Origin of the sequence: Escherichia sp. MOD1-EC6300 (assembly GCF_002965045.1) — a bacterium.
GTDB classification, from domain to species: Bacteria; Pseudomonadota; Gammaproteobacteria; order Enterobacterales; family Enterobacteriaceae; genus Escherichia; species Escherichia coli_F.
Genome location: NZ_PTRH01000005.1, coordinates 111662 through 128756, shown reverse-complemented (window position 1 = coordinate 128756; position 17095 = coordinate 111662). Strand labels below are relative to the sequence as shown.

The following is a 17095-nucleotide window of genomic DNA, read 5'->3' as shown; positions in this document are numbered from 1 at the left end:
ATCACCTTAACGACAGTGAAAACAGGAAACAAATGGCAATGTTCAGAAATGGAAAAGGCCGCGAAAGCGACCTTTTCTTGTTACAGCTGCAAAGCATTTTTTTGCGAGGCGGCTTCAGGATTATTGCTGTTCCAGCGCATCGCCAATTTTGATTTTCGCCTCTTTACGCAGGTTACTCATCAGAGCTTCAAAGACGATTTGTGCGTTGTTCTGGGTGATACCCTGCACCATCGCTTTTTTCTGATCTTCCGGCATTGAACCTTGTTTCACTTCATCCAGCGCCAGCAGAACCACATTACCTTGCATATCGGTCGCCATACCGTAGCTCGGTTTGTCTTTCGCTGGCAGTGGCAGTGCAAACGCCGCCTGGCTAATCGGGTCACGACCGGAACGGCTTAAGGTTTTCGGCTCGCCAAATTTCAGACCGGCGGCCTGCATAGCTTCTGCACCTTTGCCGGCTTTCAAATCAACCAGCAGTTTTTCAGCATCCACTTTCGCCTGTTGTTCAGCTTTGTTGTGCTGAACCAGTGCCTTAACTTGTTCCTGAACATCTGCCAACGGTTTCACCGCTTCCGGTTTGTGCTCGCTGATGCGCAGCACGAATGCGCGGTCGCCGTCTACGGTGATGATGTCAGAGTTGATGCCCGGTGCGCCGTTTTCACCTACCAGACCGCCATTAAAGATAGCGTCTGCAACCGGCTTAAAGTTCAACTCTTCCGGCAGGTTATCTTTGCTGAACCAACCCGTCTGAGTGGCTTTTACGCCCGCAGCTTGCTCTGCACCGGCCAGAGACTCGGTATCATTGCTTGCTGCATCGCTCACTTTCTGCTGCAGTGCGTAGTACGCATCGAGGGCTTTTTCGTGTTTCACTTTCGCCGCGACATCGTCACGCACTTCGTCTAACGACTTCACTTTCGCTGGCTGAATGTCGTCCAGACGTACAATCAGGAAACCGACCGAAGATTTGATGACACCAGAGAGTTGGCCTTTTTCTTTCAGACCAGCATTTTTCAGTTCGTCCGGGATAGTGGCATCTTCTAACCAACCCATATCGCCGCCGTTACGGGCAGAGATAATATCGGCAGATTTTTCTTTGGCTAACGCAGCAAAATCACCGCCTTTATTCAGCTCATCAAGTACCGCTTTCGCTTCATCTTCAGTTTTGGTCTGGATGATGCTGTAGCGGGTACGCTGCGGCTGGGTGAATTGATCCTGATGCTGATCGTAGTAGCTCTGGATATCCGCATCGCTAACCGGTTGCTGCATCGTTGCGGCATCCAGCTTGATGTAACTCACGCGGAATTGTTCCGGCGTCATGAAATTGTTTTTGTTTTGTTCGTAGTAGCTGGCAATTTCCTGTTCGGTCACAGGCTGCTTCGCCGCCAGCGCGTTAACATCGATAGTCGCTTCACGTACCACGCGTTGTTGAGCTACCAGTGCCGCCAGCTCGTCGGTTTCACCTTTCAGCATAAAATCGGTACCGGCAACGCCGTTAATCAGCTGTTGGGTAGTGAGCTGGTTACGTAGCGCCTGGGCGTACTGATCGGCGGTCATCCCCATCTGGTTGAGGATACCGTTATAGCGGCTGTTATCAAATTTGCCGTCAACCTGGAAGGCTGGGGTCGCGAAAATCGCCTGTTTAACCTGCTCATCACTGATACCCAGTTTCAGCTCACGAGCGTACTGATCCAGCAGCGCCTCGTCGATCAGACGATTCAGCACCTGTTGACGCAGGGTTTTCATATAGCCTTCGTTCGCTGCAAGCTCAGAGTATTGATCGCCCAGCTGTTGCTGCATGCGATTACGCTCGCTGTTGAAGGCGTTCTCGAACTGCCCACGGCTGATTTCCTGGTCATTCACTTTTGCGGCGTAGTTATTGCCTCCGCCAATCAGGTAACCACTCACGCCGGTCAATATGAACGACACGATAATGATACCGAAAATAATCTTGAGCACGAGACTGTTTGCAGCCGTGCGTAAGCTGTCCATCATGGTGTAACAACACTCCGCTGTAGATGACTGTGTACCTCACGCAACGTATCGATGCGCGCAAAGGCCTATTGTGACAAGAAACGGGGGCAATTGTCAGCCCACAAGACGCAGAAAGTCACCGAATACAAATAAAAAAGGCACATCAGTAGATGCGCCCTTGAACTTCGTCACACCCCCACTGGGGACAACGCTTAGTTTACCGCGTCTTTCAGTGCTTTACCTGCACGGAAGCTCGGTACTTTAGCGGCAGCGATGGTGATCTCTTTACCGGTCTGCGGGTTGCGGCCAGTACGGGCAGCACGCTCTTTAACGGCAAAAGTACCAAAACCTACCAGTGCTACATCATCCCCTTCTTTCAGAGATTCAGTTACGGAAGCAATAATAGCATCTAACGCACGGCCAGCCGCAGCTTTAGAGATATCAGCCCCTGCAGCAATCTTGTCGATCAATTGAGATTTATTCACTCTTCTCTTCCTCTTTATAATTTATATCGCACTTGAATCCTTCAAGGTACGAACGCGCAGCAGTTATATCAGGCCAGCCATCCCCTTACAACACCCCTTAATAAGGGCAAGCCCAATCCGCCATCTAACTTAGCGAGACAAAAAAAGGCTGGCAAGTCCGAATTAGCCTGCCAGCCCTGTTTTTATTAGTGCATTTTGCGCGAGGTCACTATTTTGCAGTCACAACCTGCATGCCAGACGGTTCATTTTGCAGCGCCAGAGTCAGAACTTCCTCAATGCGTTTCACAGGATGAATGTCCAGATCAGCAATTACGTTGTCAGGAATCTCTTCCAGATCGCGTTTATTTTCGAACGGAATTAACACTGTTTTAATCCCGCCGCGATGCGCTGCCAGTAGTTTTTCTTTCAAACCACCGATCGGCAGTACCTGACCACGCAGAGTGATCTCACCGGTCATTGCCACATCGGCACGAACCGGGTTACCGGTCAGGCAAGAAACCAGCGCGGTGCACATAGCAATACCGGCACTCGGACCATCTTTTGGCGTCGCACCTTCAGGTACGTGGACGTGGATGTCGCGTTTTTCGTAAAAATCAGGGTTGATCCCCAGTTTTTCCGCACGCGCACGAACCACCGTTAACGCCGCCTGAATGGACTCCTGCATCACTTCGCCGAGCGAACCGGTATAGGTCAGTTTGCCTTTACCCGGAACGCACGCGGTTTCAATGGTAAGTAAGTCACCGCCCACTTCCGTCCACGCCAGACCGGTTACCTGACCGACACGGTTTTCGTTATCCGCGCGTCCATAGTCGAAACGCTGAACACCGAGGTAGTCATGCAGGTTATCGCCGTTAATTTCGATATGTTTTAATGACTTATCGAGCAGTAACTGCTTAACCGCTTTGCGGCACAGTTTGGAGATTTCACGTTCCAGACCACGTACGCCCGCCTCACGGGTGTAGTAACGAATAATGCCGATAATGGCGCTATCGTCGACGGTCAGCTCACCTTTTTTCAGTGCATTACGTTCAATCTGCTTTGGCAGCAGGTGACGTTTGGCGATGTTCAGTTTTTCATCTTCGGTATAACCGGAGAGGCGAATCACTTCCATACGGTCCAGCAGTGGTGCCGGAATGTTCATGGAGTTTGACGTCGCGACAAACATCACGTCGCTGAGATCGTAATCCACTTCCAGGTAGTGGTCGCTGAACGCTACGTTCTGCTCTGGATCCAGCACTTCAAGCAGTGCGGAAGCCGGATCGCCACGCATGTCAGAAGACATTTTGTCGATCTCATCGAGCAGGAACAGCGGGTTTTTCACGCCCACTTTCGCCATTTTCTGGATCAGTTTACCCGGCATAGAACCGATGTAAGTACGGCGGTGACCACGGATTTCCGCTTCGTCACGCACGCCGCCCAGCGCCATACGAACATATTTACGTCCGGTAGCTTTGGCGATGGACTGACCAAGAGAAGTTTTACCTACCCCCGGCGGCCCAACCAGGCAGAGGATCGGCCCCTTGATTTTGTTGACACGGCTTTGAACCGCAAGATACTCAAGGATACGATCTTTAACGCGCTCCAGACCATAATGGTCGGTATCAAGGATTTCTTGCGCCTGACGCAGGTCTTTTTTGACCTTGCTACGCGCATTCCACGGCACCTGCACCATCCAGTCGATATAACCACGCACCACGGTCGCTTCTGCCGACATCGGAGACATCATTTTCAGCTTCTGCAACTCTGCTTCCGCTTTCTCTTTTGCCTCTTTCGGCATTTTCGCCGCGTCGATTTTGCGCTTCAGGGCTTCGTTTTCGTCCGGTGCATCGTCCATTTCGCCGAGTTCTTTCTGAATAGCTTTCATTTGCTCGTTCAGATAGTACTCACGCTGGGATTTTTCCATCTGCTTTTTAACGCGGTTGCGAATGCGTTTCTCAACCTGCAGCAGATCGATTTCCGATTCCATCATCGCCATCAGATATTCCAGACGTTCGTTGACGTCGGACATCTCCAGAACAGACTGTTTGTCAGCGAGTTTCAGCGGCATATGCGCAGCAATGGTATCCGCCAGACGCGCCGGATCGTCGATGCTGTTCAGCGACGTCAGCACTTCTGGTGGGATTTTTTTGTTCAGCTTGATATAACCTTCAAACTGGCTGATTGCGGTGCGCACCAGCACTTCCTGTTCCCGCTCATCAATGGTCGGCGACTCCAGATACTCCGCCTTCGCAGAAAAGTGTTCGCCATTGTCAGAGAGCGCAGAAATACGCGCGCGCTGTAACCCCTCGACCAGCACTTTGACGGTGCCGTCAGGCAGTTTCAGCATCTGCAATATAGAGGCCACGGTCCCGACGGTGAAAAGATCGTTTACACCCGGCTCATCCGTTGAAGCTTCTTTCTGCGCGACCAGCATAATTTTTTTATCATGGTCCATCGCCGCTTCCAGACAACGGATAGATTTTTCCCGCCCGACAAATAAGGGGATGACCATGTGCGGATAAACCACCACATCGCGCAGCGGCAATACGGGGATTTCAATGCGTTCAGAACGCTCAGGATTCATAGAGCTCTCTCTTAGTTTAATTTCCGCCAGGTAATCAGATGACACGACTGTGCTTCACGCCATCTATTAACATGTACGTCAGTATATGGGGATGTTTCCCCCACATTCAACGCCGAGAATAGAGGAAAAATTAAAGGGGAGATAAAATCCCCCCTTTTTGGTTAACTAATTGTGTGGAAATGGTTAATTATTCACCAGATGCCTGCTGAGCTTCCGGCTTGCCATAAATCAGCAACGGTTTGCTTTGGCCATCAATTACCGACTCGTCGATAACCACTTTTTCGACATCTTCCATGGACGGCAGATCATACATGGTATCGAGCAGTGCGGCTTCTACGATGGAACGCAGGCCACGGGCACCGGTTTTACGCGCCATCGCTTTCTTAGCGATAGCATCCAGCGCCTCGTCACGGAATTCCAGATCCACGCCTTCCAGATTAAACAGCGCCTGATACTGCTTGGTCAGGGCGTTTTTCGGCTCTTTGAGGATCTGAATCAGAGCTTCTTCGCTCAGTTCATTCAACGTTGCGACAACCGGCAGACGACCAATGAACTCAGGGATCAGACCAAACTTGATCAGATCTTCCGGTTCAACCTGCGCCAGCAGCTCGCCTTCACTTGCTTTGTCAGATTTCGCTTTTACCGTCGCGCCAAAACCAATGCCGGAGCCTGTTTCTACACGATGGGAAATCACTTTATCCAGACCGGCAAACGCACCGCCACAGATAAACAGGATCTTAGAGGTATCAACCTGCAAGAATTCCTGCTGCGGATGTTTACGCCCACCTTGCGGTGGAACAGCAGCTACCGTACCTTCGATCAGTTTCAACAGTGCCTGCTGTACGCCTTCACCGGAAACGTCTCGGGTAATGGACGGGTTGTCTGACTTACGAGAAATCTTGTCGATTTCATCGATGTAGACAATCCCGCGCTGCGCTTTCTGTACGTCGTAATCGCACTTTTGCAACAGCTTCTGAATGATGTTTTCAACGTCTTCGCCCACATAACCGGCTTCGGTCAGCGTGGTTGCATCGGCCATGGTGAACGGGACGTCCAGCAGGCGCGCCAGCGTTTCGGCCAGCAGCGTTTTACCGGAACCGGTCGGACCGATCAGCAGAATGTTACTTTTGCCCAACTCGACACCATTGCTGGTATCGCCGTTGCGCAGACGTTTGTAGTGGTTGTATACCGCGACCGCCAGCACTTTTTTCGCCTGTTCCTGACCGATAACGTAATCGTCCAGGTGGTTGCGAATTTCATGCGGCGTCGGTAGCGCACTGCGTTCACGATGCGGTGCAACTTCTTTAATCTCTTCGCGAATGATGTCGTTACATAAATCAACACATTCGTCGCAGATATACACGGATGGACCGGCAATCAGCTTGCGCACTTCATGCTGGCTTTTGCCGCAAAAAGAGCAATACAGCAATTTGCCTGAGCCATCTTTGCGTTTATCTGTCATGGGTCAAAACCTCTTCTTTGTTCTTTGTGCCGCACACGACGACGCAAATGCCATTCTCAGGCGCAAGCCGCTTTATAGCGTTGTGCCGCCCTGGATAAGTATAGCGGCACAGTTGCGCCTCTGGCATCAATTACGATGGGTCAGAATCGAATCGACCAGACCGTATTCCACCGCTTCAGGGGCGGAAAGGAAGCGATCGCGTTCGGTGTCACGTTCAATCTGTTCTAATGATTGACCCGTATGAAGCGCCATAAGTTCATTCATACGCCCTTTAACTTTCAGAATTTCACGGGCATGAATTTCGATATCGGTCGCCTGGCCCTGGTAGCCGCCCAACGGCTGGTGAATCATCACGCGCGAATTCGGCAGGCAGAAACGTTTACCTTTTGCCCCGGCGGTCAGCAAGAAAGCGCCCATCGAGGCCGCCTGGCCCATGCAGATGGTGCTGACATCAGGCTTGATAAACTGCATGGTGTCATAGATAGACATCCCGGCAGTGATCACCCCGCCTGGGGAGTTAATGTACAGATAGATATCTTTTTCTGGGTTTTCTGCTTCCAGGAACAGCATCTGCGCCACAATCAGGTTAGCCATGTGGTCTTCAACCTGGCCAGTCAGAAAAATGACGCGTTCCTTAAGTAGACGAGAATAGATATCAAAAGAGCGCTCACCACGTGAGGTCTGTTCAATGACCATCGGCACCAGCGCCATATGGGGTGCAAAGTTATCTCGTTCGCCGCTGTATGACATTTCCGTCTCCTGGATAAAATTGAAAAAACCTGCTGTACCGATTGTAACCTTATGGACGGATTATCAGCTAGTCCCTGTGTTATGGGTACGGCATCACCATATTTCAAGCATAACAATCTTTTGTTGTTACGCTAACACCGAAAGAGGCTTTTCGCACGGTTCCATGCAAAATTCATGACAAAAAAAAGCCCACCACCTGGCGGTGACGGGCCTTTGTGCGAATTTAGCGCGTTATGCTGCGTAAATTACGCCTGCTGGTTCATCAGCTCGTTGAAAGTGGTTTCTTTTTCAGTCACTTTCGCTTTCGCCAGTACAGCTTCAACAGCCTGTTCTTCCAGAGCAACATTGCGCATGTTGTCCATCAGTTCTTTGTTTTTGCTGTAGAACTCGATAACTTCTTTCGGATCTTCGTACGCGGAAGCCATCTCTTCGATCAGGCCTTTCACGCGCTCTTCGTCAGCTTTCAGCTCGTTGGTGCGGATAACTTCGCCCAGCAGCAGGCCAACAACTACGCGACGTTTAGCCTGTTCTTCGAACAGTTCGCGCGGCAGTTCCAGAGCCTGTTTTTCGTTGCCACCGAAACGCTGTGCAGCCTGGCGACGCAGAACGTCGATTTCGCTGTCGATCAGCGCAGCCGGTACGTCGATGTCGTTAGCTTTTACCAGACCTTCGATCGCCTGAGACTTAACGCGGTTACGGATGGCGCTCTTCAGCTCGCGCTCCATGTTTTTACGCACTTCAGCGCGCAGACCTTCTACGGAACCATCTTCAACGCCGAAACGTTTGATGAATTCTGCAGTCAGTTCCGGCAGTTCACGCTCTTCAACTTTCTTCAGGTTGATAGCGAATTTCGCTGCTTTACCTTTCAGGTTTTCTGCGTGGTACTCTTCCGGGAAGGTCACGTCGATGGTGAACTCTTCGCCAGCTTTGTGGCCTTTGATACCGTCTTCAAAGCCCGGGATCATACGACCCTGGCCCATCGCCAGTACGAAATCAGACGCTTTACCGCCTTCGAACTCTTCGCCGTCTACAGAACCGGTGAAGTCGATGGTTACGCGGTCTTCTGCTTCAACAGCGCCGTCTTTTTCTTTCCAGGTCGCCTGCTGTTTACGCAGAGTATCCAGCATGCCGTCAACGTCAGCGTCGGTCACTTCAACGATCGGTTTTTCAACTTCGATCGCTTCCAGACCCTGCAGTTCAACTTCCGGATAAACTTCAAACTCTACAGAGTAGGTGAAGTCTTCACCCAGCTTGTATTCGCCCGGAACATAAGTCGGTGCGCCAGCCGGATTGATTTTTTCTTTAATGATGGCGTCAATGAAGTTACGGCTCATCAGGTCACCCAGAACGTCCTGGCGTACAGAGGCGCCATAACGCTGAGCAACGATATTCATTGGCACTTTGCCTTTGCGGAAGCCGTCAATACGTACTTTTTTCGCAACGTTGACCAGCTCGCTTTTAACAGCGGTCTCGATGCTGTCAGCAGCGATAGTAATCGTTACACGGCGGCCAAGGCCTTGAGTGGTTTCAACTGAAACTTGCATCTTGTTACCTCAAAAAATCACAGTGCTCGGTCAACTCTTACCCCGCAAGCACAGGTTGTTGGCTTCGCGGAACCGGGATGTTCTTATAATCAATCACATTCCCTGTTACCAGAATCATCCCGAAAGCATTCAAATAGGACGCGGCATTATAGCGGCATCACTTTTATGAGTCGAGAACGGTTATTGCGCGCTGTCGCGTATTTTTTCACAATTCCCGGGCAATTTTCGTCTGAATGCTGGGCAAAAAGCGCAAAATCCAGACAAAACAAAACGGCCCGCAGGCCGTTTTTCATAAAATCTTTAGCAACATACTGGAAAAGCGCCGACAGTTGCAAATGCGTTTTTACGCGATGCTTCCTGCTCCACGACAGGGAGGAGAGGCAAAGACGGTGTCCTGCAACCCTTCCCACTCCTTAATAGTGTAAGTATGCAGAGCCAGCGCATGAACGGTAGTAGAGAGTTCCTCCGCTAAAGTACTGTAAATCATTCGATGACGATTCAGAAAACGTTCACCCGTAAAACGATCGCTGACCAGCACAACTTTAAAATGGCTTTCAGAGCCGGCTGGGACATTGTGACGATAGCTTTCATCCACTACTTCGAGGAATACGGGTTGGAACGCCGCCCTTAATTTTTCTTCTATCCGCTCACGTATCATCATGAAATATCTCCTCCGACAACGCTGAGATGTCATCCATCCCTTTAAATACTAGCCGCTTTTACCGTTTCCATTGCAGCTTAACAACAAATATTTAGGTTTCGTCCTGGTTTTTCCGTCAAGCGTATGAAGTTTACTGATTTAAAGATTGAAACACAGGCCTCGCATCAGCGTTTCTTTTACCAGGGGCGATTATTTCGTCAACATGATGAATTTACATGCCTTACCCACTTCCCCTCGCCGTTGGCAATGTTATGATGGCGGGAATTTTTACCAAACACGCTTAAGAGTCTCTGAGAGCCCGAACATGTTCAAAAAAATCCTCTTCCCGTTAGTTGCTCTGTTTATGCTTGCAGGATGCGCAAAACCGCCAACAACTATTGAAGTTTCACCGACGATAACACTGCCACAGCAGGATCCAAGCCTGATGGGCGTCACCGTAAGCATTAATGGTGCCGATCAGCGTACCGATCAGGCGCTGGCAAAAGTCACCCGCGATAATCAAATCGTTACCCTGACTGCCTCCCGCGATCTGCGTTTCCTGCTGCAAGAAGTGCTGGAAAAACAGATGACCGCGCGTGGTTACATGGTTGGTCCGAATGGCCCGGTTAATCTGCAAATCATCGTTAGCCAACTGTATGCTGACGTGTCCCAGGGCAACGTGCGCTATAACATCGCCACCAAAGCGGATATCGCTATCATCGCTACCGCGCAGAATGGCAACAAAATGACCAAAAACTATCGTGCCAGCTACAACGTTGAAGGTGCGTTCCAGGCCTCCAACAAAAATATCGCCGATGCGGTTAACAGTGTGCTGACCGATACCATCGCTGATATGTCTCAGGACACCAGCATCCACGAATTCATCAAGCAGAACGCGCGTTAATTTCTGCCCTCTGGCCCGGTGCAAGCCGGGCCTGTAGACGCCCATGTCCAGTCAATATTTACGTATTTTTCAACAGCCACGTTCAGCCATATTGCTGATTCTGGGTTTTGCTTCCGGGCTACCGCTCGCCCTGACATCCGGCACCTTACAGGCCTGGATGACGGTCGAGAATATCGATCTTAAAACCATTGGTTTCTTCTCTCTGGTAGGCCAGGCTTACGTTTTTAAATTCCTCTGGTCACCGCTGATGGATCGCTACACGCCCCCATTTTTCGGGCGGCGTCGCGGTTGGTTGCTCGCCACACAAATCCTGTTATTAGTCGCCATTGCGGCGATGGGTTTTCTCGAACCAGGCACCCAGCTCCGCTGGATGGCGGCACTGGCGGTGGTGATCGCTTTTTGCTCTGCCTCCCAGGATATTGTCTTCGATGCGTGGAAAACCGATGTGCTCCCGGCAGAAGAGCGTGGTGCGGGCGCGGCAATCAGCGTGCTGGGTTACCGTTTAGGGATGCTGGTTTCCGGCGGCTTAGCCCTGTGGCTGGCAGATAAATGGCTGGGCTGGCAGGGCATGTACTGGTTGATGGCGGCGCTGTTGATCCCCTGTATTATCGCGACGTTACTTGCACCAGAACCAACCGACACCGTTCCTGTGCCCAAAACGCTGGAACAAGCGGTTGTTGCACCTCTGCGCGATTTCTTTGGTCGCAATAATGCCTGGCTTATTTTGCTTCTTATCGTGCTGTATAAGCTGGGCGACGCATTCGCCATGAGCCTGACAACCACGTTTTTGATTCGCGGCGTCGGGTTTGATGCAGGTGAAGTAGGCGTGGTTAACAAAACGCTTGGCTTACTGGCGACCATTGTTGGCGCATTGTACGGTGGGATTTTGATGCAGCGCCTGTCACTGTTCCGGGCGCTGCTGATTTTCGGTATTTTACAAGGTGCGTCTAACGCCGGTTACTGGCTGCTGTCGATTACTGATAAGCATCTCTACAGCATGGGCGCAGCCGTCTTTTTCGAAAACCTCTGTGGCGGGATGGGTACATCAGCCTTTGTCGCGCTGTTAATGACGCTGTGTAATAAGTCATTTTCCGCTACTCAATTTGCCCTGCTCTCAGCGCTTTCTGCTGTAGGGCGAGTTTATGTCGGCCCCGTGGCGGGTTGGTTTGTTGAAGCACACGGCTGGTCGACATTCTATCTGTTCTCCGTCGCCGCTGCCGTACCAGGGCTTTTTTTGCTGCTGGTTTGTCGCCAGACGCTTGAATATACACGAGTAAATGACAACTTTATCTCCCGTACCGAATATCCGGCAGGTTATGCCTTTGCCATGTGGACATTGGCGGCGGGCGTCAGCCTGTTGGCCGTGTGGTTACTGCTGTTGACGATGGACGCGCTGGATTTGACGCACTTCTCTTTCCTGCCTGCGCTGCTGGAAGTCGGGGTTTTAGTCGCCCTTTCTGGTGTCGTGCTTGGTGGTTTACTGGATTATCTGGCGCTACGAAAAACGCATCTGACGTAATCTGTAAATATTATTTAGCCGTAGTAATCACTCGCCGTAATTATTACGGCTAAATAAACATCAGCATCGCTTATTAATATTTGTTCTTTTGTGCGGCTTAGCGTCTGGAAATTATTGACGCCATTTATGAATTCTATTTTTCTTACACGATTCAGCTAATGAGTCTTTATTTTCTCACTACCCAGTTGTCACCTTAATGATAATTATTTGTTAAATAATTGTTTTATTTTGTATTGGTTATACCAATTGCCCGCCCAAACTCCTTCTGCACTCCCCTTTCGTTATAACGCCCTTTTGCAACAGCTTCTTAAAATCAACTTGATATGTTTTGCAACATATGTGACCTAATAGCCAAATCCAAGTAACAGGAATTTAATCATGTTTACAGTAATGTAACCTTCCCGTAAAATGCCCACACACTTTAAACGCCACCAGATCCCGTGGAATTGAGGTCGTTAAATGAGACTCAGGAAATACAATAAAAGTTTGGGATGGTTGTCATTATTTGCAGGCACTGTATTGCTCAGTGGCTGTAATTCTGCGCTGTTAGATCCCAAAGGACAGATTGGTCTGGAGCAACGTTCACTGATACTGACGGCATTTGGCCTGATGTTGATTGTCGTTATTCCCGCAATCTTGATGGCTGTTGGTTTCGCCTGGAAGTACCGTGCGAGCAATAAAGATGCTAAGTACAGCCCGAACTGGTCACACTCCAATAAAGTGGAAGCTGTGGTCTGGACGGTACCTATCTTAATCATCATCTTCCTTGCGGTACTGACCTGGAAAACCACTCACGCTCTTGAGCCTAGCAAGCCGCTGGCACACGACGAGAAGCCCATTACCATCGAAGTGGTTTCCATGGACTGGAAATGGTTCTTCATCTACCCGGAACAGGGCATTGCTACCGTGAATGAAATCGCTTTCCCGGCGAACACTCCGGTGTACTTCAAAGTGACCTCCAACTCCGTGATGAACTCCTTCTTCATTCCGCGTCTGGGTAGCCAGATTTATGCCATGGCCGGTATGCAGACTCGCCTGCATCTGATCGCCAACGAACCCGGCACTTATGACGGTATCTCCGCCAGCTACAGCGGCCCGGGCTTCTCAGGCATGAAGTTCAAAGCTATTGCAACACCGGATCGCGCCGAATTCGACCAGTGGGTCGCAAAAGCGAAACAGTCGCCGAACACCATGTCTGATATGGCAGCGTTCGAAAAACTGGCCGCGCCTAGCGAATACAACCAGGTGGAATATTTCTCCAACGTGAAACCAGACTTGTTTGCCGATGTGATTAACAAGTTTATGGCTCACGGTAAGAGCATGGACATGACCCAGCCAGAAGGTGAGCACAGCGCACATGAAGGTATGGAAGGCATGGACATGAGCCACGCGGAATCCGCCCATTAAAGGGGTTGAGGAAGAATAAAGATGTTCGGAAAATTATCACTTGATGCAGTCCCGTTCCATGAACCTATCGTCATGGTTACGATCGCTGGCATTATTTTGGGAGGTCTGGCGCTCGTTGGCCTGATCACTTACTTCGGTAAGTGGACCTACCTGTGGAAAGAGTGGCTGACCTCCGTCGACCATAAACGCCTCGGTATCATGTATATCATCGTGGCGATTGTGATGTTGCTGCGTGGTTTTGCTGACGCCATTATGATGCGTAGCCAGCAGGCCCTTGCCTCTGCGGGCGAAGCGGGCTTCCTGCCACCTCACCACTACGATCAGATCTTCACCGCGCACGGCGTGATTATGATCTTCTTCGTGGCGATGCCTTTCGTTATCGGTCTGATGAACCTGGTGGTTCCGCTGCAGATCGGCGCGCGTGACGTTGCGTTCCCGTTCCTCAACAACTTAAGCTTCTGGTTTACCGTTGTTGGTGTGATTCTGGTTAACGTTTCTCTCGGCGTGGGCGAATTTGCGCAGACCGGCTGGCTGGCCTATCCACCGCTATCGGGAATAGAGTACAGTCCGGGAGTCGGTGTCGATTACTGGATATGGAGTCTCCAGTTATCCGGTATAGGTACGACGCTTACCGGGATCAACTTCTTCGTTACCATTCTGAAGATGCGCGCACCAGGCATGACCATGTTCAAGATGCCAGTATTTACCTGGGCATCATTGTGCGCGAACGTACTGATTATCGCCTCCTTCCCAATTCTGACGGTTACCGTCGCGTTGCTGACCCTGGATCGCTATCTGGGCACCCATTTCTTTACCAACGATATGGGTGGCAACATGATGATGTACATCAACCTGATTTGGGCCTGGGGCCACCCGGAAGTTTACATCCTGATCCTGCCTGTTTTCGGTGTGTTCTCCGAAATTGCAGCAACCTTCTCGCGTAAACGTCTGTTTGGTTATACCTCGCTGGTATGGGCAACCGTCTGTATCACCGTGCTGTCGTTCATCGTCTGGCTGCACCACTTCTTTACGATGGGTGCGGGCGCGAACGTAAACGCCTTCTTTGGTATCACCACCATGATTATCGCCATCCCGACCGGGGTGAAGATCTTCAACTGGCTGTTCACCATGTATCAGGGCCGCATCGTGTTCCATTCTGCGATGCTGTGGACCATCGGTTTTATCGTCACCTTCTCGGTAGGCGGTATGACTGGTGTACTGCTGGCAGTACCGGGCGCAGACTTCGTTCTGCATAACAGCCTGTTCCTGATTGCGCACTTCCATAACGTGATCATCGGCGGCGTGGTGTTCGGCTGCTTCGCAGGGATGACCTACTGGTGGCCTAAAGCGTTCGGTTTCAAACTGAACGAAACCTGGGGTAAACGCGCGTTCTGGTTCTGGATCATCGGCTTCTTCGTTGCCTTTATGCCGCTGTATGCGCTGGGCTTCATGGGTATGACCCGTCGCTTGAGCCAGCAGATTGACCCGCAGTTCCACACCATGCTGATGATTGCCGCCAGCGGTGCAGTACTGATTGCGCTGGGTATTCTCTGCCTCGTTATTCAGATGTACGTTTCTATTCGCGACCGCGACCAGAACCGTGACCTGACCGGCGACCCGTGGGGTGGCCGTACGCTGGAGTGGGCAACCTCTTCCCCGCCTCCGTTCTATAACTTTGCCGTTGTGCCGCACGTTCACGAGCGTGATGCATTCTGGGAAATGAAAGAGAAAGGCGAAGCGTACAAAAAGCCAGACCACTATGAAGAAATTCATATGCCGAAAAACAGCGGCGCCGGTATCGTCATTGCGGCTTTCTCCACCATCTTCGGTTTCGCCATGATTTGGCATATCTGGTGGCTGGCGATTGTTGGCTTCGCAGGCATGATCATCACCTGGATCGTGAAAAGCTTCGACGAGGACGTGGATTACTACGTGCCGGTGGCAGAAATCGAAAAACTGGAAAACCAGCATTTCGATGAGATTACTAAGGCAGGGCTGAAAAATGGCAACTGATACTTTGACGCACGCGACTGCCCACGCGCACGAACACGGGCACCACGATGCAGGCGGAAACAAAATCTTCGGATTTTGGATCTACCTGATGAGCGACTGCATTCTGTTCTCTATCTTGTTTGCTACCTATGCCGTTCTGGTGAACGGCACCGCAGGTGGCCCGACAGGTAAGGACATTTTCGAACTGCCGTTCGTTCTGGTTGAAACTTTCTTGCTGTTGTTCAGCTCCATCACCTACGGCATGGCGGCTATCGCCATGTACAAAAACAACAAAAGCCAGGTTATCTCCTGGCTGGCGTTGACCTGGTTATTTGGTGCCGGATTTATCGGGATGGAAATCTATGAATTCCATCACCTGATTGTTAACGGCATGGGCCCGGATCGCAGCGGCTTCCTGTCAGCGTTCTTTGCGCTGGTCGGCACGCACGGTCTTCACGTCACTTCCGGTCTTATCTGGATGGCGGTGCTGATGGTGCAAATCGCCCGTCGCGGCCTGACCAGCACTAACCGTACCCGCATCATGTGTCTGAGCCTGTTCTGGCACTTCCTGGATGTGGTTTGGATCTGTGTGTTCACTGTTGTTTATCTGATGGGGGCGATGTAATGAGTCATTCTACCGATCACAGCGGCGCGTCCCATGGCAGCGTAAAAACCTACATGACAGGTTTTATCCTGTCGATCATTCTGACGGTGATTCCGTTCTGGATGGTGATGACAGGGGCTGCCTCTCCGGCCGTAATTCTGGGAACAATCCTGGCAATGGCAGTGGTACAGGTTCTGGTGCATCTGGTGTGCTTCCTGCACATGAATACCAAATCAGATGAAGGCTGGAACATGACGGCGTTTGTCTTCACCGTGCTAATCATCGCTATCCTGGTTGTAGGCTCCATCTGGATTATGTGGAACCTCAACTACAACATGATGATGCACTAAGAGCGGCGGTTATGATGTTTAAGCAATACCTGCAAGTAACGAAACCAGGCATCATCTTTGGCAACCTGATCTCGGTGATTGGGGGATTCCTGCTGGCCTCAAAGGGCAGCATTGATTATCCCCTGTTTATCTACACGCTGGTTGGGGTGTCACTGGTTGTGGCGTCGGGTTGTGTGTTTAACAACTACATCGACAGGGATATCGACAGAAAGATGGAAAGGACGAAGAATCGGGTGCTGGTTAAGGGCCTGATCTCTCCTGCTGTCTCGCTGGTGTACGCCACCTTGCTGGGTATTGCTGGCTTTATGCTGCTGTGGTTTGGCGCGAATCCGCTGGCCTGCTGGCTGGGGGTGATGGGCTTTGTGGTTTATGTCGGCGTCTACAGCCTGTACATGAAACGCCACTCGGTCTACGGCACGTTGATTGGTTCGCTCTCTGGCGCTGCGCCGCCGGTGATCGGCTACTGTGCGGTAACCGGCGAGTTCGATAGCGGCGCAGCGATCCTGCTGGCTATCTTCAGCCTGTGGCAGATGCCTCACTCTTATGCCATCGCAATTTTCCGCTTTAAGGATTATCAGGCGGCAAACATTCCGGTACTGCCAGTGGTGAAAGGCATTTCGGTAGCGAAAAACCACATTACGCTGTATATCATCGCCTTTGCCGTTGCCACGCTGATGCTCTCTCTTGGCGGTTACGCTGGGTATAAATATCTGGTGGTCGCCGCGGCGGTTAGCGTCTGGTGGTTAGGTATGGCGCTGCGTGGTTATAAAGTTGCTGATGATCGAATCTGGGCACGCAAGCTGTTCGGCTTCTCGATCATCGCCATCACTGCCCTCTCGGTAATGATGTCCGTTGATTTTATGGTGCCGGACTCGCATACGCTGCTGGCTGCTGTGTGGTAACA

14 protein-coding genes are annotated in these 17095 nt (G+C 51.0%); 7 read left to right on the top strand and 7 right to left on the bottom strand.

The window, feature by feature from the left end; genetic code table 11:
• Positions 1–120: 120 nt before the first annotated feature.
• The 7 genes from ppiD to bolA all read right to left on the bottom strand — a co-directional run bounded on the left by ppiD (position 121) and on the right by bolA (position 9436).
• Positions 121–1992 carry a peptidylprolyl isomerase gene (ppiD, locus tag BGE37_RS10115; protein ID WP_000969382.1) on the bottom strand — a complete coding sequence of 624 codons (1872 nt, stop codon included), beginning with the start codon at positions 1990–1992 and terminating at the stop codon, positions 121–123.
• Between the two features lie 191 nt (positions 1993–2183).
• Positions 2184–2474: a nucleoid-associated protein HU-beta gene (gene hupB / locus BGE37_RS10110; protein WP_254892905.1), complete on the bottom strand. Its 291-nt coding sequence runs from the start codon at positions 2472–2474 to the stop codon at positions 2184–2186.
• A 190-nt stretch (positions 2475–2664) separates the two neighbouring features.
• Complete coding sequence (gene lon, locus BGE37_RS10105; protein ID WP_001295325.1) at positions 2665–5019, bottom strand: endopeptidase La; 2355 nt, start codon at positions 5017–5019, stop codon at positions 2665–2667.
• 187 nt (positions 5020–5206) lie between these two features.
• Entirely contained in the window at positions 5207–6481 is a 1275-nt protein-coding gene (gene clpX, locus BGE37_RS10100; protein ID WP_000130305.1) for an ATP-dependent protease ATP-binding subunit ClpX, read from the bottom strand.
• A 126-nt stretch (positions 6482–6607) separates the two neighbouring features.
• Positions 6608–7231: an ATP-dependent Clp endopeptidase proteolytic subunit ClpP gene (clpP, locus tag BGE37_RS10090; protein WP_000122253.1), complete on the bottom strand. Its 624-nt coding sequence runs from the start codon at positions 7229–7231 to the stop codon at positions 6608–6610.
• A 245-nt stretch (positions 7232–7476) separates the two neighbouring features.
• Positions 7477–8775, bottom strand: a complete 1299-nt coding sequence (gene tig, locus BGE37_RS10085; protein WP_001198386.1) for a trigger factor — start codon at positions 8773–8775, stop codon at positions 7477–7479.
• Positions 8776–9118: 343 nt separating this feature from the next.
• Positions 9119–9436, bottom strand: a complete 318-nt coding sequence (gene bolA, locus BGE37_RS10075) for a transcriptional regulator BolA (RefSeq protein WP_000973448.1) — start codon at positions 9434–9436, stop codon at positions 9119–9121.
• Between the two features lie 304 nt (positions 9437–9740).
• Here bolA and BGE37_RS10065 point away from each other — a divergent pair, with 304 nt between their 5' ends.
• From BGE37_RS10065 to cyoE, 7 genes are all read left to right on the top strand, one after another.
• Positions 9741–10319 (top strand): lipoprotein, encoded by a 579-nt coding sequence (locus BGE37_RS10065; RefSeq protein ID WP_001295326.1) that lies wholly within the window; start codon positions 9741–9743, stop codon positions 10317–10319.
• Positions 10320–10362: 43 nt separating this feature from the next.
• Positions 10363–11838 carry a muropeptide MFS transporter AmpG gene (gene ampG, locus BGE37_RS10060; RefSeq protein WP_032302574.1) on the top strand — a complete coding sequence of 492 codons (1476 nt, stop codon included), beginning with the start codon at positions 10363–10365 and terminating at the stop codon, positions 11836–11838.
• Positions 11839–12297: 459 nt separating this feature from the next.
• The gene (gene cyoA, locus BGE37_RS10055) at positions 12298–13245 is read left to right on the top strand and encodes a cytochrome o ubiquinol oxidase subunit II (protein WP_001239441.1); all 948 of its coding nucleotides are present in this window, start codon (positions 12298–12300) and stop codon (positions 13243–13245) included.
• A gap of 21 nt (positions 13246–13266) precedes the next feature.
• On the top strand, positions 13267–15258 hold the full coding sequence (gene cyoB, locus BGE37_RS10050; RefSeq protein ID WP_000467180.1) for a cytochrome o ubiquinol oxidase subunit I: 1992 nt from the start codon (positions 13267–13269) through the stop codon (positions 15256–15258).
• Positions 15248–15862 carry a cytochrome o ubiquinol oxidase subunit III gene (locus BGE37_RS10045; RefSeq protein ID WP_000179807.1) on the top strand — a complete coding sequence of 205 codons (615 nt, stop codon included), beginning with the start codon at positions 15248–15250 and terminating at the stop codon, positions 15860–15862. Before cyoB ends, BGE37_RS10045 begins: the two co-directional genes overlap by 11 nt.
• Positions 15862–16191: a cytochrome o ubiquinol oxidase subunit IV gene (locus BGE37_RS10040; RefSeq protein WP_000019869.1), complete on the top strand. Its 330-nt coding sequence runs from the start codon at positions 15862–15864 to the stop codon at positions 16189–16191. Before BGE37_RS10045 ends, BGE37_RS10040 begins: the two co-directional genes overlap by 1 nt.
• An 11-nt stretch (positions 16192–16202) precedes the next feature.
• On the top strand, positions 16203–17093 hold the full coding sequence (gene cyoE, locus BGE37_RS10035) for a heme o synthase (RefSeq protein ID WP_000971336.1): 891 nt from the start codon (positions 16203–16205) through the stop codon (positions 17091–17093).
• Positions 17094–17095: the final 2 nt, after the last annotated feature.

What these genes read in the sequence shown, in the direction of transcription:
- BGE37_RS10040 (WP_000019869.1), top strand. Translation starts at nt 15,862, where the DNA reads ATGAGTCATTCTACCGATCACAGCGGCGCGTCCCATGGCAGCGTAAAA.
- BGE37_RS10045 (WP_000179807.1), top strand. Translation starts at nt 15,248, where the DNA reads ATGGCAACTGATACTTTGACGCACGCGACTGCCCACGCGCACGAACAC.
- ampG (WP_032302574.1), top strand. Translation starts at nt 10,363, where the DNA reads ATGTCCAGTCAATATTTACGTATTTTTCAACAGCCACGTTCAGCCATA.
- cyoB (WP_000467180.1), top strand. Translation starts at nt 13,267, where the DNA reads ATGTTCGGAAAATTATCACTTGATGCAGTCCCGTTCCATGAACCTATC.
- lon (WP_001295325.1), bottom strand. Translation starts at nt 5,019, where the DNA reads ATGAATCCTGAGCGTTCTGAACGCATTGAAATCCCCGTATTGCCGCTG.
- ppiD (WP_000969382.1), bottom strand. Translation starts at nt 1,992, where the DNA reads ATGATGGACAGCTTACGCACGGCTGCAAACAGTCTCGTGCTCAAGATT.
- cyoA (WP_001239441.1), top strand. Translation starts at nt 12,298, where the DNA reads ATGAGACTCAGGAAATACAATAAAAGTTTGGGATGGTTGTCATTATTT.
- clpP (WP_000122253.1), bottom strand. Translation starts at nt 7,231, where the DNA reads ATGTCATACAGCGGCGAACGAGATAACTTTGCACCCCATATGGCGCTG.
- bolA (WP_000973448.1), bottom strand. Translation starts at nt 9,436, where the DNA reads ATGATGATACGTGAGCGGATAGAAGAAAAATTAAGGGCGGCGTTCCAA.
- cyoE (WP_000971336.1), top strand. Translation starts at nt 16,203, where the DNA reads ATGATGTTTAAGCAATACCTGCAAGTAACGAAACCAGGCATCATCTTT.
- tig (WP_001198386.1), bottom strand. Translation starts at nt 8,775, where the DNA reads ATGCAAGTTTCAGTTGAAACCACTCAAGGCCTTGGCCGCCGTGTAACG.
- BGE37_RS10065 (WP_001295326.1), top strand. Translation starts at nt 9,741, where the DNA reads ATGTTCAAAAAAATCCTCTTCCCGTTAGTTGCTCTGTTTATGCTTGCA.
- clpX (WP_000130305.1), bottom strand. Translation starts at nt 6,481, where the DNA reads ATGACAGATAAACGCAAAGATGGCTCAGGCAAATTGCTGTATTGCTCT.